We start from the raw sequence: 17,974 nt of genomic DNA on the forward strand, positions 1-17,974 counted from the left end.
CGCATTGGCCGCCTAACAGCCGCCTTGGGTTGTAACTGACCTCGAAACAGAAAAGTTACTGACAAGGGCTCCTTCGGGGGCCCTTGTTCATTTGAGGGCTTGGCATCGATGGCAGCATGCGAATGACCTTGCCCCGGAGTCCGCGCGCACGCACGGCGCGCCGGCCCGCCCGCGCGCCTCTTGATTCTTCGTTCGGCTGCGTGTGCAATGCCGGGCATGACCCTGAGCCATGCCGAAGGAGGATTCTGTGAAGAAGGGCGCTCTGATCTGTTGCGCTGCCGCCTCGATCGGGTTCGCGGGCCTGCCCGCGATGGCGAAGGACGGCGTCGCGATCGCGCTGCCGGACCAGCGGGTCGCTGTGCTGTCCGAGGGCGATCTGGAAGCGGCCTCGATGGGCAGCTACAGCGTCGCCGTGTTCAAGGATGCGCAGCTCCTGCATTTCGACGCCGGCGCGGTCTTCTCGCGCAACGGCACCATCTTTCGGGATGACGACAAGCTGCGCGTGAAGTCGCGGACATCACCGGAGACGGCACCCAGGCGCTGGTTATCTCCAAGCTCACCGGCGGCTCGGGAAAATACCTAGAAGTGGATGCGTTGCGGATCGACGCCGGCAGCGTGCGCCTGCTCACGCGCGTCCAGACCATACCCACCATGATGAGATCGCCGAGCTTAAGGCGGCGTGCCGGCGGGGCGCGTGCTCGCCCAAGTAGCGCGCCGAGCAGCGGGGCGCGGTCTCCTCAGTGGCGAGACCACGCCAAAAGGGGGGCTGACTACGCGGCAAGGCGACCCTCAACCAGGAATACCCATGAAGCTGGTGCAGCGAAGTTGCAGGTTGAGCGGGAAGCCCCGGCAGCCGCCGGGTTGACCGCTTGCCGCTCGTCGCCCACGCATTCCGGATCACTCCCCCTTGCGCTATCATCCGGCCCATCCGGTCCACGGGAAACGACAGGAGCAGCCCATCATGCGACACATCGGTCAAACCGTCTCATTCGCCCGCCCCGACGGCCAGTCGGTCAACGGTTACCTTGCCAAGTCGGATGTCACCGACGGTGCGCCGGCCATCATCGTGGTCCAGGAGTGGTGGGGCCTGAACAACCAGATCCGCGGCGTGGCTGACCGCCTTGCGCGCGCCGGCTACACCGCGCTGGTGCCCGACCTCTACCGCGGCGCCAGCACGGTCGAGCAGGAAGAGGCCCACCATCTGATGTCAAAGCTGAACTTCGGCGATGCCGTGGCGCAGGACATCCGCGGCGCCGTGCAATATCTCGGCACCCTGAGCGGCAGCATCGGCATCACCGGCTTCTGCATGGGCGGCGCACTGACGCTGCTGTCGCTGAACGCCATCCCCGAGTTGAAGGCAGGCGTGCCGTTCTACGGCATGCCGCCACTGGAGGCCATCGACCCCGCCAATATCAAGGCGGCGGTGCTGGTCCACTCGGCCACGCAGGACGTGTTCTTCGCGGCCGAGGGCTTCGACAAGCTTGAGGAGAAGCTGCGCGCCGGCGGCGTCGATGCGACGTTCCACCGCTACCTCGCGCACCATGCCTTTGCCAACGAGGACGCCATCGGCGACGGCCGCATCGCCGGCACCCAGTACGATGCCGCTTGGGCGCAGGTGGCCTGGGACCGCACGCTGACGTTCTTCGCGCGCCACCTCTGGCGCTGATCACCGCCGGCCGGCTGCGGCCGAGGCGACTCCGGAAAGCCGTTCTCTACGCTCTTGGGAGCGCACTTAGCTTCGTCCGGTGCTTTCAGGGCTCATCGTACTTTGCGTGCATTTTTTTGCGGTATGCCTCCCGAAAGCTTTTGGCTATCAAGGACTTATGAATGCACCGTCGGCACGTGATTCATTGCACCGAGAAACCTTGCTGCGGGCGGCTCTGCGGTCCGCTACCGCCATTTTTTGCATGGAAAGTACGATGACCCCTGATTACCTGGCAACGCAGCCGCCCCCGGCTGGTCGCCCAGTGCAGGACAAGCAGTGACGGCAGCGATGAAAGCAAAGACTGAGCGGGCGGACGCGATCCGCTGGATCCAAGTGTAGTGGCCGACTACGTTTGGACGTGTCAAAAGCTTCAAAGCCTCCACCCTCACCACCGTTGCCGGCGGTCCGCTACCGCAACACGGAAGGGCTAATCTCGGCCGGGCAATTGTCCGCCCCCCTCAACGGGGGTACATAATTCTTCCGATAAATGTCATAAGAGGGAGACGTCCGCGCTCAGTTCTCGCAATCGGCTCGGACACTCTGCACAGTTTAGGCGTTCGCACTGCAGCGGCGAACCTAGTTGTTATGGAGAAGGTGGGACGCGTAGTATTCCCATTCGGCGTGGACATACAATGAACCGTTGACAATAAGATGAAGGCGGAATCATTGCCGCGTAATAAGAAGCATTAATAGAGCCAGAGAAGCCTTAAATGCAGTCGGGTCAAAAAGATAGGATTCAGCTGACTATCACCGCACTTGCGGCGTTGGTCATGCGCCAAGCGCGTCAGGCGCTAATCGAGGGCCGAATGGTCTGCGGTGTGGACCGCGTTACAGGGGCGCTGATCGGCTTAAAGTCAGAAGATCGCAAGGCCATGGCTCTCGTCTCCCGGCTATGCCTGTCGCACGGCCTGCCGGACCACGGCGCTGAAATTCATCAGTTGCTTGCCCTGTCCTGCCGGCCAATGAAGGAGTGGCTACCCCCGACCGTGCTGGAGAGTATGGGTTGGGGGGATATCGTACTGATCGATGGCGAAGATCTCTCGCCAACTGCGGAAGCGGAAGAGCTGGCCAGCGGATTCTCGACAGTTGCTGCGGGGATGGAGGAGATGCTCTTCCAGAAACTCGTTGACCTTCTCGACAAACAGCCAAGCTCACTTGCTAGCAGCTATTACACCAATATTCGCGAATTCGTTATTCGCCACCCAATCGCAAAGCTCGATGAGATACGCGATTTTGGCGCCGAATTGACTTCCTCATTATGGGCCTGCCTACAGCAGTTCTATGAACCTATTCCGGAATTTTGGTCGATCAGAGGCAAGATTCCTATTTGTGCTCATTGTCGTGGAGCTATGAGACTTCGGTTTAACCAGCTTGCATGCAGATCGACAGCATGTTCCATGTCGAATCCTACCGAAGTAAAAGAATACCGTGGACGTGAAAACTTAGTTCGCGTATCGCATAGCATTAGACAATACTGGGTTGAGCCTGGAATCGATGAAATTCGCCTATTTGATGCTCTGATTCACTGCGGTAAAACACCTAGACTATATCCAAATCGAGATCGTGTCGATATAGAAATTAATGACGTTGGAATCGATTTAAAAGCATATACAAGCCCGGAGCTTCTAGCTTGGAGGCTAAATCGAAGTATCGGTGGACTAGCGTTTTACGAACGAAAATGGCTGGTAATTCCTGACTGGCTGGCGCAGTCAGTGCCTGCTTACGTACGACGTGTGTCGGGCATTTTGGAGGGGTCAGCAAGAGCAATTCGTTGTTTGACTCTTAGCGACGCTCTTGGGGAACTGAGTAACGATGCGTGAACCATTACGCCCGTACCGCGGGCCAGACGTCCTGAATTTTCTGTGCATCGTTGCAAGCGAATTTCTCGGCCACACCAGCCTGCGAGATTTTCCTAGCTTGCTCAGCGGCTTCGATTCCATCGTTTTATCCTTAGAGCCGAAACTTCGCCGAGCGTTGCGCAATCTGCGTTTGGCTGGGATTGCACCGGTAACATTGCGTGAGTTGCGATTGATGGTGGAGAGCTATCGCGCTCACCACGCAAGGATCGAACAGGAGCGCGGGGATCACCACAGCGATCGAGGACCACGGGAAATTTCGGCTCGATTTATCGTCGACAACGATTTATCCTTTCGGGCCCGCTGGACGAGCATCGTGCCAGACGACGTGATCGAAGCGAGCCACTGTCTAACAGAAGAGCTGCCCTTGCGGGTGGCCGCGCCGGTACGTCTGCATGACCCAACGCATGGGGCCGATGTGAAGAGCCAGTTCGGTCGCTACGAAGGCTATATAGAGGCTTTGGACTTCTCACCTCCACCTCCGGAGCGCTACGATCTCGCGAGAGTCGGGCGCGCGCCCGGATTTCTTCCATGGTCAGACCTAATTTCCCAGGCAGAGAAATTCGATCATATCGACGAGCTACGCGGCCGCCAGGAGGCGGGGGCACGCCTGTGGTACGGCCGCCTGCATGACTGCAGAGGAGAAGCCACGGCCGTGCTATTGAAAGCGAGCCCGGCCGGACTCGTACGATCGGAAGGGCTCGATCTTTTCGATGTCAAACACCTCATTGGCCTGCCAGGAGCGGGGAAGACAACGTTGCTATATTTGCTGGCCGCTTGCCTGGCTGAGCGAGGCAAGCGCGTCTGCTTTCTCTTCCCGTCGATCGAGGTAGCAACTGCTTTTCTGGAAAAGCTTGCATTGTACGATGTGTCCGTCGGACTGCTCTCGGGACAAGGCGATACAACACGAAACAGGCACGTCCTGAACTTTTCCGCTGCATTGTCGGCGGAAAGTTGCGGATATGGAGTGACTCGTGCCGGAGCCCCTTTCTTTGCCACGACTTGCGCTCTGGGCGGATATGCAAGCGAAGAAGAAGAGCCGTTTCCTCATGTGACCCCGCCTTGTACTGGACTAATGCAGCGGCCGGTGACCGGAGGTGTGTCACGCCCACATCAGTGCGCACTATCGTCCGTCTGTGGCCGCCAGTACTCGGAACGTACACTCATCTCCGCAAATGTTTGGGCGGGTCACGTGCTATCTATGGACCGTTCAGTATCGAAGCTATACACGGACACGCGCTTGCGGCATTTCGAATTTATTGCCCGAACGTTCGATCTAATTGTAGTGGACGAATGCGATGGAGCTCAGGGTGTTCTCGATGCGAGAGGGACGCCCACGACGAAGCTGTCCGGCGACTCTGACTCCGTCTGGGATACGCTGATCCACGACCTGCATGGCAAAGCAGCTCGTGGCAGAAATGCTTTTGTGGCGGGTCTTTCCGTTCCCTACTTGCTTGAAATGACAGGCCGGTTTGGACGTGCCACGGAGCGGCTTACCGCTCGTATCATGCATCTCGATCGAAAATTCCGGGATCGGAATGCCAATCTGCTGCTGACCTCGCTGTCGCTCATAGCAGATATGTACGCTTATGATGGGGACTCTGATGAGGAGGATTCGCGTCAGCGTGATGCCCGTAACGGATTGGAGCGCGTCTGGGATGCAGCGGCGAAGCACGTCGCCTTTCGACACGCCGTTCCTGAGGATGAAGACGACGAACTAGAAGGAGCCGGTGCCCAAGAGCGCGATCTGGCTCAGGCGGCAATCTTGCTCGGCATAAGTGATGAGGAGACTCTTGGCATCTATGGGCAATTACGCGACGGACTCGACAAATGGGACAGAGACGGAAATGAAAGTGCCATTCGGGAGATAGCCAAAGCCCTAAAGTCGATCCCCACCTTGCAGTCGCCACATAGCGATGAAATTTTTTTCAGCTATACCTCGTTGCTGACAACTGTCTTGCTTCTGGTGCTTCAGCATTTTGGTCTCGCACCCCATTTGCGGCTCATGAATTCGGAGGGACTCGTCAGCGACGGGGTGTTTGAATCGCGCCTTTCAAAGGATCAGCTGGCAATTCTCCCTGAGTCTTTGGCGGGTCGACTCAGCGGTGTGCGCTACACTGTGAGCGACGAGGGGAACGTCGACATTGCACAGGTCTCATTCTCCGGCACGCCGAGGCTGTTGTTTCATCGCATGCTAGCCTTGGGTCGGGAGGTTGGTAGCGAACCTGCTGTGCTCCTTACGAGCGCGACCTCGATGCTCGTAGACAGCCCGAGCTTTCACGTAACTGTCGGCCCGGACTACGTGCTGCAGCGCCCCAATGCGGGCAAAGGGTGGGAGGCTTCTCGGTATCGCTTTCTACCGCTGACAGATCCCCAGGATGCAAGCCGCTCACTCAAGTTTAGTGGGTCCCGGCTTTCCGATCGCGAGCGGGTGCTTAAGGCGATGGCGGACCAACTGCTACGCGGAGGCAATCTGTCCGAAGTGGAGTCCGCGCTTCGGAGCAACGATGTCGTCGAAGGTCTCGGCCGGAAGGCGGCCTTTGTAGTAAACAGCTATGAGCAGTGCCTACTCCTCTACGAGCATATTTCCGCCAACTTCCCGGCTTGGCGTAGGCGTGTTCGATATCTCGTGCGCGCCAATCACAGCGGTACGGTACATTCAAATGCTTTGACCGCTTCCGAGGTCGAGAACCTCGGCAAAGATCAGGAATGGGATCTCCTGATCTTTCCAATGAACGCTATTGGGCGAGGCGTCAACATCGTCTATCAATTTGGAGCGAGGCTCAACAAGGCCATGCTTGGTTCGCTGTTCTTCCTTACGCGACCACACCCGCGTGGGGATAGCTTGCAACTGATCCAGGGGCTGGTGGGCCGCCAGTCGGAAGTGTTCGACACAAAGCGCTTTGTATCGACCCCTGAAGCCCTAAACGCGCTCAGGAAAGCCAAGAGGGAAGCCGCCGCAACCATCGAGTATCTCCTTCGGCTGCCATTGGCCGTACAGGCTTTGGGCGAGTATGCCAGACCTTTTGTCGCCGATCAGATGATCATCATCCTGCAGACCATCGGTCGAGCCATGCGAGGTGATTGCCCCGCTTTTGTTTACTTTGTCGATTCGGCGTGGGCACCTCGATCGGCTCGCGGTACAGCAGATAGCGCAAAGACCTCCATGCTGGTCATGATGCAATCCATTCTCAAAGAATGCTTAAGCCATCAGGATCCGTCAATTCGAGAGTGCTACGAGAGCCTCTATCAGTCATTTTATATGCCACTCAGCAGTATTGAGAACCTTGAGACTTCCGATGAATCATCTGTTCGACAATGACATCGTTTGGACGCGACGCGGAAAGACCGTACGCGATCCACTAATCGTCGGCCGACGTATCAGCCGAGAATGGCTTGCTGGCGATGTCGTCACAACGAAAGTTCGGTTCGTTGGCGAAATGGGTAGGGCACTTGCCGACTTGCTGGCGGTGGCAAACGGCGACAAGAAGCTAAATTTGCCGATTGCCTCCCTCCGCGCAGCGTTGACAGCTGGCGTGAGCGGCATGATCTCTCTCGAACGGGACTTGGGATTGATACCATCACGGGGCAGTTCGCATGCCCTCGAGATGTATCCGCCGTTTGACACGGAAGAGCTTGAGCGCGTGCGCGGCAAGATCGTGTCGCTCATCAAGCGCTGGTGTGTCGATGTTCTGATGCAATGGGCGACTAAGAATCAATGCGAAGAGGCTGCGGAGCGAATCCGCAAAAGCATCCATGGCACGTCAATCGAGATGCTACAAGCCAGTCGCACACTTAAGAATGCACGTGGCCCGGACTACTCGCTCATTGTTCGCGAACTGGCTGAACGTCTGGCCGGGCAGAAGCTGTTCCCTGGCATGCAACCCTGCGAAATGGTCGTCGATCCTGACTACACGGCCAATTCCCTAGACCTGATGACGCCACCGCAGAAGGGTAGCAACGGCGAATTTTTCTCGATGGTTGCGCGACTAGGCGTCGTCACTGTCCCGTACAGCGCAGATTTGTACCTAAATATCAATGCGTCACGCCGAGTATGGGCGAGCAAGCTGCCAGGGAAGAAGCCAAATGCACCAAGGACCGTGTCGGCCTACGTGCTGGGCGCAGGCCGACCAACAACCACGATCCGTGTGGAACGTTCGAAGGACGGCTGGGAGTTTGGTGATGCCTATGCGGCCATCCGAATGGAATCCGGCGACGCTGTTCCAGAGCGCCTTGCGGACGCTGTCTCACAACGGTTCGAGGACGAGATGCCGGAGTGGTGGGTCGGTCTACCACAGACATCGAGGCTCTACGACTCGTTGGCAATGCGTACGGTCTTTGAGTCAGATGACGTCGACCTGCTCAAGCAAGTTGATACCTTACTCGGTCGGCTACTCGATGGGGGCGTTCCTAGCAAGCCTTGCCGGGTAACTGGAAGGCGAGGAAAGACCAGCATCGCGATGCTCAAGCTTGCCGATGTTGGCGTTACGGGCGGGGTGGCAGGGCTGTCGCTCGAACTTGAGAATGAGGAGAGCATTCCAGAAGAGGAGGCAGACGAAGACTCGTTTGACGATCCGAACACCAAGTTGGCACTCCACCGAGAGCAAAACATTGCCGCGTTGAGGATGGTGCACGGCGATGCAAGGCCGGTGCTATGGTCATTCTGTGACACTGTGCGTGAGCAGGAGCTAATCAGGAAGGTTGCTGCTGCATTGTTTGGTGAAGCCGTTGAAGTGGTCCCTGAACTCCTCCCTCCCAACACTCACGGGCTCAGGGAAAACTTGCCAGAGAGCCAATCGCCCGCACGTGCGCGATTCTCAGCACGAGTGACCGCATGGGAACGCGCTGCGGAGGCTGTGGGCAGCCGCGCGGCCCCTCGATTTGTCCTGATATGTGCGCCAGATCAAGAAAACCGCCGCGCGGAGGATCAGGTCAACTACTATGCCGGCCTACACACCATGTGCCGGATGGGCAAGGCCAATGTACATCATGTCCTTCCCATAGCAGGAACCGATGGCGAGCAGAGCTTCGTACACCGGGTCCAGAGTGCCTTGCTCGATGTTTTTTTAGCGCACTCGGGATTGGTTTTTGGGGTGAAGCCGTTCATCGAAAGCCGCTTTCTAGAAGCTTCCCCGCAGGCGATCTACGGGGTTCAGGCGATGCGTTCGAAAGCTCGTGCTTTCAGCGGTGAGCGGAGCGTAAGCTTTATCATCGTCACCCGCCTGGTGACAGAAACTGGTATTACCGAAGTCCAATACATCTACAAATCAGGGGGTGGCCAAAAGCGCACCGCCTGGATGCCCCTTTTAGAGGGCTTGCGTTGGCTTGGCAGTCAACGCCAGATGCAAGGAGACGAACCGTGGTTGCGAGCGTCATTCAAAGACGTGATGCGCGACGTAATTGCAGGTATTGGAGAGGAGGATCCACGAGCTTTCCTGATGATCGACTGGTCAACTGTGGCGGGCCTGTGGCCGGGTATTCGAGATGCCGATCTTCGGGAGGGGGCACCCCCTACGCTCGACGGACTTGACCTTGCGACGGCGTTTCCGAAAATGACGTTCGTGCGCCTACGGAAGACAAGTGACACGCTGGCGCTTCGCAGCATGACTCGCGCCTCCTATGAAGGCTGGAAGAATGGGAGTTCTCGTGAAGCGACCGGCGAAAGCTATATCGAAGAATACCCGACCACAGGGAAAAGCCTTGTAGAGATCTCTGGAGGCGATTCCCCGACAGGCAGCCAGTACGGGCATTTTCTCGTGGCGATGGGGTATTCCAATACTGCCCAGACGAAGCGTGGGCTATCGTGCTACCGGGCAATGCCGCGAATGTGTAAGCTGAAGGACTCCGATGCGAACATGTTTCGGCTGGACACCCTCCCGCCAGCGACAAAAGACGCGTCGATTCCGGCCCCAATGGAAGTCACGGTCATGCATTGCCCGACCGAACTTCATCCAACGGATATCGCAATCGCAGTGATGGGGTTGCGACTCGGCTATGCTCACTACAACGACTGGACCGGGCTGCCCGCACCGCTCTTTTTCAAACGTAAGATCGACGACTTCGTCATTCGCCATGCGTCTGACGAAGACGACGATAACGATGCCGAAATCCATGAGCCGGATGCATCCCTGCGCGCCCCGACGATTCCCGAGAATCTGTTAGCCCAGGTGGTGATCGGCTCTGTGTTGGAGGAGGCTCGCGAGGAAGCTGATGCAGGCGATGTGAGTGCATCAGAGAAGGTTCACAGCACGGCTCATGTCGAGCACAGCGCGCAGAAGGTCGACGTGGACCCGGAAAGCATACTGGGGAAAGCACTGCATGTGAAGATGCCCGTGCTCTACACCGATACGGAACCGAAAGTTCAGAGACTTTACGGCGCAATGATTCAACGCGACGTCACGGTAAGAGTCGATTTGCCAGTCTTTGCTCGGCAGAAGGGCTTACTTGGCGTTGTCGACCTCAAGAAGCGATCGCTGGAACGCTTCTGGAGTTCGCAGCGAGATTTCGGGTGGGTAAAACGCACTGAAAGGATGCCCGGCACTGACGGCATTCAAGCATGGCTCGAAGGGCGAATGACCACGCCTCAGGCGGCTTTTACAGTCGATTCGCCGTGGCTCTTCAGCAATGAGATCATCTTTCCCAAAGTACGAGAAATCTTTCAGTCCTACTTCGAACAGGCAGGCGAGCGGCGTCCGGTTCGACTCAAGGTCACCGACATTCAAGCTGTTACAGAATGGATTGTGAAACGGAAAGATGACACTAGCCTTGCTTGGCTTGTGTTCTTTGTCACGCAACTGCCTGGTCACGGCTTCGCGTCCTCAGTGCTGCAGCGCATCTCTGAGATTGGGCCGACGACCGAGGAAGCCTTGCAGTATTACATTGATTGTGCCGACGCCTGTCAGCGTGCGCTTGATCAGAAGAAGGACGTCGGTCGACAGTTCATACCTATTCGTGTCGCTCGATCGCCCCGCTTGAGTTCACCCCCGATGGTTGATGACCGCGCGTTGGAGGCCCAGACTTCCGGCACGCTGATCTTTCCGCCTGCAGAAATCCGCTTAGTCGAAGCAACTTTCGATCCCTTCATGACAATCAAGCAAGAAATCAAGGCACTAGTCGATCTTCTCGAGCTCGGAATGGCTGGCTTCGAAGAAGCCATTGGCGAAATCGAAGATAAGGTGAGCGCCCTGCGAGGTATGCATGACAAGGCGGTGGAAGCACGCGCGCAGTTGCAAGCCGCACAGGAAACGATAAAGCGCAGAGTCGAGCACGCAAACAGTCGAGCAAGCGAGCTGGCAAATAGGATTTCCGCCGCAGCCGAAATAGGCGTTGGCCCGGTCAAGGCTCTCGAGGTGCAGCAGGAAGGGCTTGATGCCACGGAAGCGGCATTGGATCGTGTTGATGCAACCTTCTCCGAGCTGTTGCAAGCGCAGGCTTCGCTGCGATCACTATCGGACCGACCCGCGAAGACGCTTGTTCAGCGTGCTGAGCGCAACCGCGAGGAGGCTGCACTGTTGCAGGTGCTCACTGACGGCGTCCAGAACTTCTCAGAGATGATTCAGGAGTGCGTGGTCTTCTGCGTTGAAGATGCCGCTCAAGACCGGATTTCGATAGAGGAAGGCGATCCGTCAATGGAAGGCTTGCCGGTCGACTTCTCGCTCAACTCCTTGCCGAATGAGGGGGAGATCATCGAAGCCGCCAATGGCCCACAGAGGGTTTCCATTCCGGCTGACGTTGTTCTCTCGAGCACGTCCGAGCCGTCGGCCGAGGCTGTGGCCGCGGCTGAGGCAGAACAAGTCATTGCTGCGGTCGCTGCAAGCGCGGTCGCCGAAGTGCATCGGATGGAAAGGGAGGCTGACGCGAAGGCCGAGCAGGTTGCCGCGCTGGAAGATATTGATATCCCGTCCGTCGATGGTCACATCGATGGTCACCAACGTAACGACGACGCCGTCGAAGGCGTGGGACAAAGCGTCGATGTGGAGGCCACATGCAAGGTACTACTTAGTTTGGTCGAGAAGCGTAGGTACGCGCTGGCCCGGGTTCACGTCGAAGCCATGGGACAAATGCTTGCAAGCGATTTTTCTCGTGTGCATGGCACGGTTCTAGAAGCTGGATTGCGTTCGTTGGACGTATTCGAAAGCCGATTCAGTACCGAGGCGCGCGCGAACCAAGCTCTGGTCGACCTGCTTCTTTCCTTCCCGGAGAAGCTTGACGACGATGTCTGCCAGTCCCTACCACTCGCGATCGGCATCCTAGGTGCCAGTCTCGTTCCCATGTTGTTTGAGGGGCCAGGAACCGGGAGCCGTTGGTCGGTGCTCGATGTCGTCCAGTCAAGATTTGGTAGCAGTCCCGCACTTAGTGCCCTGGCTACCCAGATTGGCAATATTGATACCCACGGCTTGACGCTAACACGAGAGAAATTTCGAGCCTCACGGGTGGGATCCATGCGCGCGCTCGAGTCCGAGATTGTCCGTATGCAGGAGCGTGCCGGCGATTGGGGCAATGATCCGGACATCTTCTCCAACTGGACACATCGCGGTTTCAAATTGATGCATGAAGAGATGCTCAAGAGCCGCAACCCGATAGGCCAATGTCTGGCACAAATTGCAAATGGCGACAACGAACGCGCTAGGACATCATTTGCACTCATCCAGAAGCGGATGGAGAAGCCGACTGCCATACTTGATGACCTGGCACGACAGGTGAACGACCGTAGCAAGATCGACGGCTTGTTTCGATCGCGGATGATTGACAATATCACTGCGACCAGGAGATTCATCAAGACTTACATGTCTTTGATCGAGCAAAGTAGCAACTCGGAGCACGAGCTCGGCCCGACTCTGCAAGCGTACTTTGATTCCCTGCATCGGAATCTCAATGCAGCAATCGAAGAAGTCCGATCAGTGGGCGAACGAAATCCCCTCGATGCAGTATACCTATTGATCGGTCGGACAATGATGGACCTTGTTCTGCATTTCTACGACGAGAGGCGGCCAGTGGTGGGTGTGCCAGACAATCAGCAGTTGTTTCTAATTCAACTGCCGATGGACCATCAGTTCATGCCGTCGATGCGTCGGCGCAGCGATGGCGAGTCCGACTTGGTGCCGCCGGTATGTGAACCTTTGGAAGTGCTCGAAGAAACGAGCCGCTTGGCAGGTGAAATACTCGATCTTGACGACAAGATTTCGGAAGCAGGTCTCCTCGCGGCGTTACGAGATGCCGCTCACAACCACGTGAACATGGGGCGCTTTCTTCCCGTCTACAGCATTGAATCGAGCATGCAAGGCGGCTTCGGATCGGATCTGCACCTAGCAAAGTCCTATAGCCGCGCGCGAGCGGAGTTAGAAGGCAATCTGCACGAGGCGCGTCAACGTGTGGTGCATGCCATGGCGCTGTCGGCGCTGGACAAGAACGAGGCGAACCGAATGCAGCATATCATCGCTGAAATCGAGTCTGCCAAGCAGGCAGACATCGGCAAGCCGAATGGACCCTCAGCCTACCCGGATTTCCCGCATGCCCGAGCAGCACTCAGAACCCACGTACTCCAGGTCCTCGACAATCGGCTTAGCGAAACAAAGGCAGAATTGCTGCGCACGCTGAGTGCGTTCGAAGCAGAAGGCGGCGGCGAGCTCAAGGACATTGAGCGGATCCGCGGCATGCTGGCGTCAAACAGTGCTGCGGGGCTGCACACGGCTTATGATTTGTTTGCGGTCTTGCGACGCGATGGCTACCTTCCGCAATCCGCGAATGACGGCTACGTGCCCCAAGCGTACATGGAGTTCGTCGCCAGTGCGAAGAAGCTTCACGGCCACAAACCTTTCCTGGATGGCTTGCTTGACCGGCTACGTGGCACTTCCGTAGAAACTGACCCCACGTGGTTGACTGGCCTTACGGCCGAAGGGAGGGCCGATGCGGCAGACTTCCTTCAGTGCTGGATTGATCTGGGCCATGCTAGATCTTCCTCGGAAGAAGCGTTGGCGATGTTCATGGGGAAGGCGGGTATCCCTCAGCCGCCCACAGTGATTCCGGATAATGTCGCAAATCCCTCGCGAGCTCACTTCGTACTGCCTGATAGGACATTCGCATTCGAGAACGCCGACGACTTGTTCATCCCGCCGGTGCTTGGCTCGCTCGCCAATCACCTGCAGGGCTATCATTGGCATGGCAGGCCGCGGGACGCTGATCTGCGCTCTCTCGTCAGCGATGCCGGCTCCACCCCTACGCTGATTCTTGCGCACCTATCGCTTCCGCTAGAGCGACGTCTGAAGATCTGCAGGGAGGCTCCCATCTTGTTAGTAGACGACGATCTGGTCGCCTACATGGCTGTTCATCCGGACACGCGTCTCCGTCGCATGATGGAGATCGCACTTCTGACTTTCACGACGAATCCGTATGCAGACTACGGCACTGCCGTGCCTCCTGAGATGTTTGTGGGGCGGCAGAAAGAATTGCAGAAACTGCGAACGGTCGCCAGCGCCGGCGTACTTTATGGTGGCCGGCGGCTAGGTAAGACTTCGCTGCTGGATCAGATTACCCGAGAGATGCGTCTGCGCGCAGGGCATGAAGCCGTGTTCATTCAGATGGACAACGCTTCGACCGTCGAGGATCACGTCCTCTTTGCCTGGAAGACTGTCTATAAGGCGATGGTGGCCCGTGGCATCGTTGGGGAGATGTCCGACGACATCACGAGATGGGAAATCGTTCAAGAATGGATTGAGAAAGAAGTAGTCTCCCGACAGGTTAAGTCATGCTACCTCTTGATCGACGAAGCCGATGCCTTGATGGGACGGGAATTACATCTGACGACGAAGGCACCAAGCTTCGTACGAGGATTGCAGCAACTTTGTGAGCGGGTCAAAGGTGCCTGTACGATGCGATATGTGATTGCGGGGCTACACAACATTACTCGCATGACGACGGAGGAGAATTCGGCTCTTGGTAAGGCCGACGTCATTGCATTGGAGCCTTTCAGCAGCTCTGATGATATTCGCAGGGGTATTCAGCTCATCACGAGGCCGCTTGCGGCACTCGGCTTCTACTTCGACAGTGCAGCGGAAGATTTGCCGCTTCGCATTCTTTCGGTGTGCAACTTCTATCCGGCTTTCATCCAGATGTACTGCAATAAGCTGCTTGACGCCCTCTACAACAAGCGACAAGAGCGATGCCCTCCTACTTACATCACCAGTGATGATCTGAACGCGGTCGAGACCAACGGTGACCTACTGGCAGATATGCAGCGCAAGTTCGAGCTTAACTTGAACCTTGATAAGCGCTATAAGGCCATCGCCCTGATTCTGGCTGATAACTACTACAGCGACGTTGATCACGGAGGCGATCGCGGTATGACCGTCGGAACAATCAAGGACAGCTGCGAAGGGTACGAGCTTCCTCATTTTGTGAAAACCGGGCTGGGCACCTATGAAGCGTTGCTTGACGAGATGCAAAAGCTCAACGTCGTCGAGCGTGTCGGAACGCGCTTTGTTCTTCGAAACCCGAATATCGCGATGCTAATGGGAGATCGTGATCGCGTGATGTATCAGCTGGACGAACTCTCGCGGGAAAAGCCTGCCGAAGCCAGAAGTCATGGTGAGCGCCGGCTCCAGATGTCGCATGAGAAGCAACAAGCGGTATTCCCGATGCCTGCGGCATGGCTGCGAGCGAATGTTGAACCGACTGACGAGGAGCTGTTGATTCTAGTTGGCAATAATCTCAGTGGCATTAACAACCTGGCGCTGTCGGGCGGAGAATGGCGAGTCGGGCAAGAGGGTATCTACCAGGTGATGAAGTTTGCCAATCCGAGGGCTGCCTCAAACTACCTGAATGCAGAACGGAGAATATCCGGCCCCTCCCAGGGACGGATCGTAGCCGTGGGCCCGCATTCGTGGAAGCTTAGCGAAATTGATGAGTATGCAGCGATGGCGTACCGGGAACATCAGCAGCATACGCCGCGTTCTGGTAGGAAGCGCGGCGTACGTCTTGCCTTACTTGCCCTACCTGATAAGGCCTTTGAGGTCGCGCAGGCGATTTCTGACGGTGCGTTGCCGGGCGCGGGAAAGATTGCTGGAAGAAGATGGCGGATCGAACCGATACGTAGCTGGAGCGACGACGCGCTCTATTTCCATCTAAACGAGGACGTTGCGGTGGCCGAGAATTCAAATGCGCGACAGAGCATTCTCGAGGCGACCTGTGGCTTCGGCGATCAAATTGTCGGGATTTGCAATAGCCGATTGACCGTTGCCACGGCACAGAGCGCTGTTGCGTTGGCTCGGCGGAACCTCGCACCCGATTTCGCGACGTTCTATTCGAAGATTGGAATGCCAGAGCACGTTGACGCTCAGCAGCGCAGTCGGATCGAGACGTTCTTGGCAACTGTCGATGGCGCTGAACGTCATACGACCTTGGTGGACGATGTGCGCGAGGACGCCGGCGTGAGCGAGGGGCTGTTCCGCTTCCTATGCTGGATGGGATTACTGCAGGAATCTGGCAACACGTGGACTGTGCCGATGTTGTATAGCGACTTGCTCGAGGGGAAGACAGAATGAGCAAATCCCCTTCCTTTACTTCCTCGCTGTATTGGAGCTTGCCGGGGCCGAGTGGTTTCGTACGGCGCCTCGCCACGAGCGTCCATGATGCACGTGCCATTGCATTGAGCCTTCCAAAGCGCGACGTGGTCGGACTGTGGGATCAAGTCAACGAAGCTCTGGAACGTGCGCACATTGAGAAGCGGGTCAACCTCAATGTGAATGACGATACGCACCTAGAAGCCGAGATCGCACTTCAGTTTGGCCGGGGCGTTCTGACAGCATCGCAACTGGCGCAGTTCATCGCCGGTGAGAATGCTGCGGTGGTGTTGCGGCCAAAAGGAGAGCGTGCAGCGCAGCGTTGTGAGCGGTATTTTGCGGAATTCTTCAAGGCGCTCCCCGATTCTGCAGGGAATGTGCGTCTGCTGTTTGGCATTCGTGACGGCTCTATACAAGAGGATGGGAGAAGCGGAGGTGCACACGTCCTTGCATTTGACGGAGGCCTTTCGCCTGCAGAGATGCAGGCATATGTTGGCATTAGAACCATCGAGAACTCGGGACCGGGTAGTACCACTTTGCGAACGGCATTGATCTGTGAGTATGCCGGCTACGACGTACAACTCGCAGAGCAATTGATCAGCATGGCCGATGAGGAAATCTATTGTTTGCCAAACAACCTTGGGCAGCTCCTCGAAGCTGATCCTTTACGCTGGTCCCGGGACGGCTGGGCGGACGGCAACGTTCGGAAGGAGGGCGAGCGTACTTTCGTACATCCTTTACGAGAGTGGTACCTCGCCCATCACGAAGGACCGAAACGGCAAGCGATGGAGGCGTCGCTGCGGCAACGGTGCTGGCGTGCGTGCGTGAAAGCGCTTACGCCATGGCTAGAGGAGCGCCGTGCCGATGTTATGCGTGTGCTCAGTCGACCCCTGGATAGCCTGCAGGAGGCGTCTGGCGGCCAGCTGACACGCAAGATGAACGATAGGATCTTCGTGATCGAGCGGGAGCAAGTTGAATACAACAATATCGTGGCGATGGAGCGCTATGGGGGCCTGGTGATTCCCCCGGACGAGCGGTCTCAGCTGGCCTTCATGATTTGTCAGCGCGCCAAAAAGGTCCGTGACGAACTCGCCCATTTGCGGCCACCTTTGATGGCCGATGTCCTTGATCTGATATCGTCGATGGATGCGTTGCTAGAGACAGCTCCACAGGCTACCGCTGCACGTCGGACGGCATAAGGCGCCTCACTGGGCCAAATCGACAAAGGACGCGAGGGCTGCGGATGCATCGCGCAGCCCACGTGGCATTTTGGGCTGGATGGCGAATTGCTCGCCAGCTCGTGATTGTACCTTTCATCTGATATCTGGCGGTCGGGGTCAAGAAGCTATTCAGAATCTTAGTAGCGGTCTCACCAGTCACTACGACACCTTGCCGAGCAACCCTAACGCTAAGGCCCAGGGCAGCACCGCAAGGAGCGACCATCCCATCGCGCGGCGAACCCAGCGATGCTTGATGTGTGCGATTTCGGCGTTGCGATGAATTTGGTCGTAAGCGGTCGACTAACAACGCCTCTTGCGGCCGGATACGAGGTCGGCTAAACAGCGGATGTCTTGAGATTCCAAGGCAGCAAGGCCTCGTAGTCGTCAGCGGTCTTCGCGAGCGGCAGCGCCTTGAACAAGGCGACGAGATAGCGGTACGTATCGACGCCATTGGCCTTGCAGGTCTCAATGATCGAGTACAGATTCGCGCTTGCGTTCGCGCCAGCCACGGTGTCACAGAAGAGCCAGTTCCGGCGCCCTACGGTGAACGGCCTGATCGAATTCTCAATCACATTGTTCGATATCGGCCAGGCGCCGTTCTCGACGTAACGGACGAGCTTGGGCCACTGGTTATGG

The 17,974-nt window shown here is 57.2% G+C and carries 7 protein-coding genes and 2 pseudogenes; 7 read left to right on the forward strand and 2 right to left on the reverse strand.

All coding sequences use genetic code 11. The features are described 5' to 3' along the window. Nucleotides 1–310 precede the first annotated feature (310 nt). From K309_RS43835 to K309_RS0130450, 7 genes and pseudogenes are all read left to right on the forward strand, one after another. Nucleotides 311–424, forward strand: a pseudogene (locus K309_RS43835) (PliI family lysozyme inhibitor of I-type lysozyme); the annotation flags it as partial. Between the two features lie 122 nt (nucleotides 425–546). Then, a pseudogene (locus K309_RS43840) lies at nucleotides 547–591 on the forward strand (hypothetical protein); the annotation flags it as partial. Between the two features lie 370 nt (nucleotides 592–961). Continuing rightward, nucleotides 962–1,666, forward strand: a complete 705-nt coding sequence (locus K309_RS0130435) for a dienelactone hydrolase family protein (protein WP_029049854.1) — start codon at nucleotides 962–964, stop codon at nucleotides 1,664–1,666. Nucleotides 1,667–2,415: 749 nt separating this feature from the next. Further along, nucleotides 2,416–3,525 (forward strand): restriction endonuclease-related protein, encoded by a 1,110-nt coding sequence (locus K309_RS42075; RefSeq protein ID WP_156914496.1) that lies wholly within the window; start codon nucleotides 2,416–2,418, stop codon nucleotides 3,523–3,525. Beyond that, entirely contained in the window at nucleotides 3,518–6,883 is a 3,366-nt protein-coding gene (locus K309_RS42080) for a hypothetical protein (protein ID WP_156914497.1), read from the forward strand. The genes K309_RS42075 and K309_RS42080 overlap by 8 nt, the downstream gene beginning before the upstream one ends. Next, on the forward strand, nucleotides 6,861–16,100 hold the full coding sequence (locus tag K309_RS0130445; protein WP_084402617.1) for an RNaseH domain-containing protein: 9,240 nt from the start codon (nucleotides 6,861–6,863) through the stop codon (nucleotides 16,098–16,100). The genes K309_RS42080 and K309_RS0130445 overlap by 23 nt, the downstream gene beginning before the upstream one ends. Beyond that, on the forward strand, nucleotides 16,097–17,317 hold the full coding sequence (locus tag K309_RS0130450) for a hypothetical protein (RefSeq protein ID WP_156914498.1): 1,221 nt from the start codon (nucleotides 16,097–16,099) through the stop codon (nucleotides 17,315–17,317). Before K309_RS0130445 ends, K309_RS0130450 begins: the two co-directional genes overlap by 4 nt. 180 nt (nucleotides 17,318–17,497) lie before the next feature. On the opposite strand, the gene K309_RS44360 is transcribed toward K309_RS0130450, so the two are convergent. Further along, on the reverse strand, nucleotides 17,498–17,620 hold the full coding sequence (locus tag K309_RS44360; protein ID WP_500784385.1) for a Pycsar system effector family protein: 123 nt from the start codon (nucleotides 17,618–17,620) through the stop codon (nucleotides 17,498–17,500). Nucleotides 17,621–17,673: 53 nt separating this feature from the next. Continuing rightward, the coding region (locus K309_RS37950; protein WP_035878614.1) for an IS66 family transposase at nucleotides 17,674–17,974 on the reverse strand (301 nt) is incomplete at its 5' end.

Source organism: Cupriavidus phytohabitans (genome assembly GCF_000426345.1).
In the GTDB taxonomy this organism is placed as follows: Bacteria; Pseudomonadota; Gammaproteobacteria; order Burkholderiales; family Burkholderiaceae; genus Cupriavidus.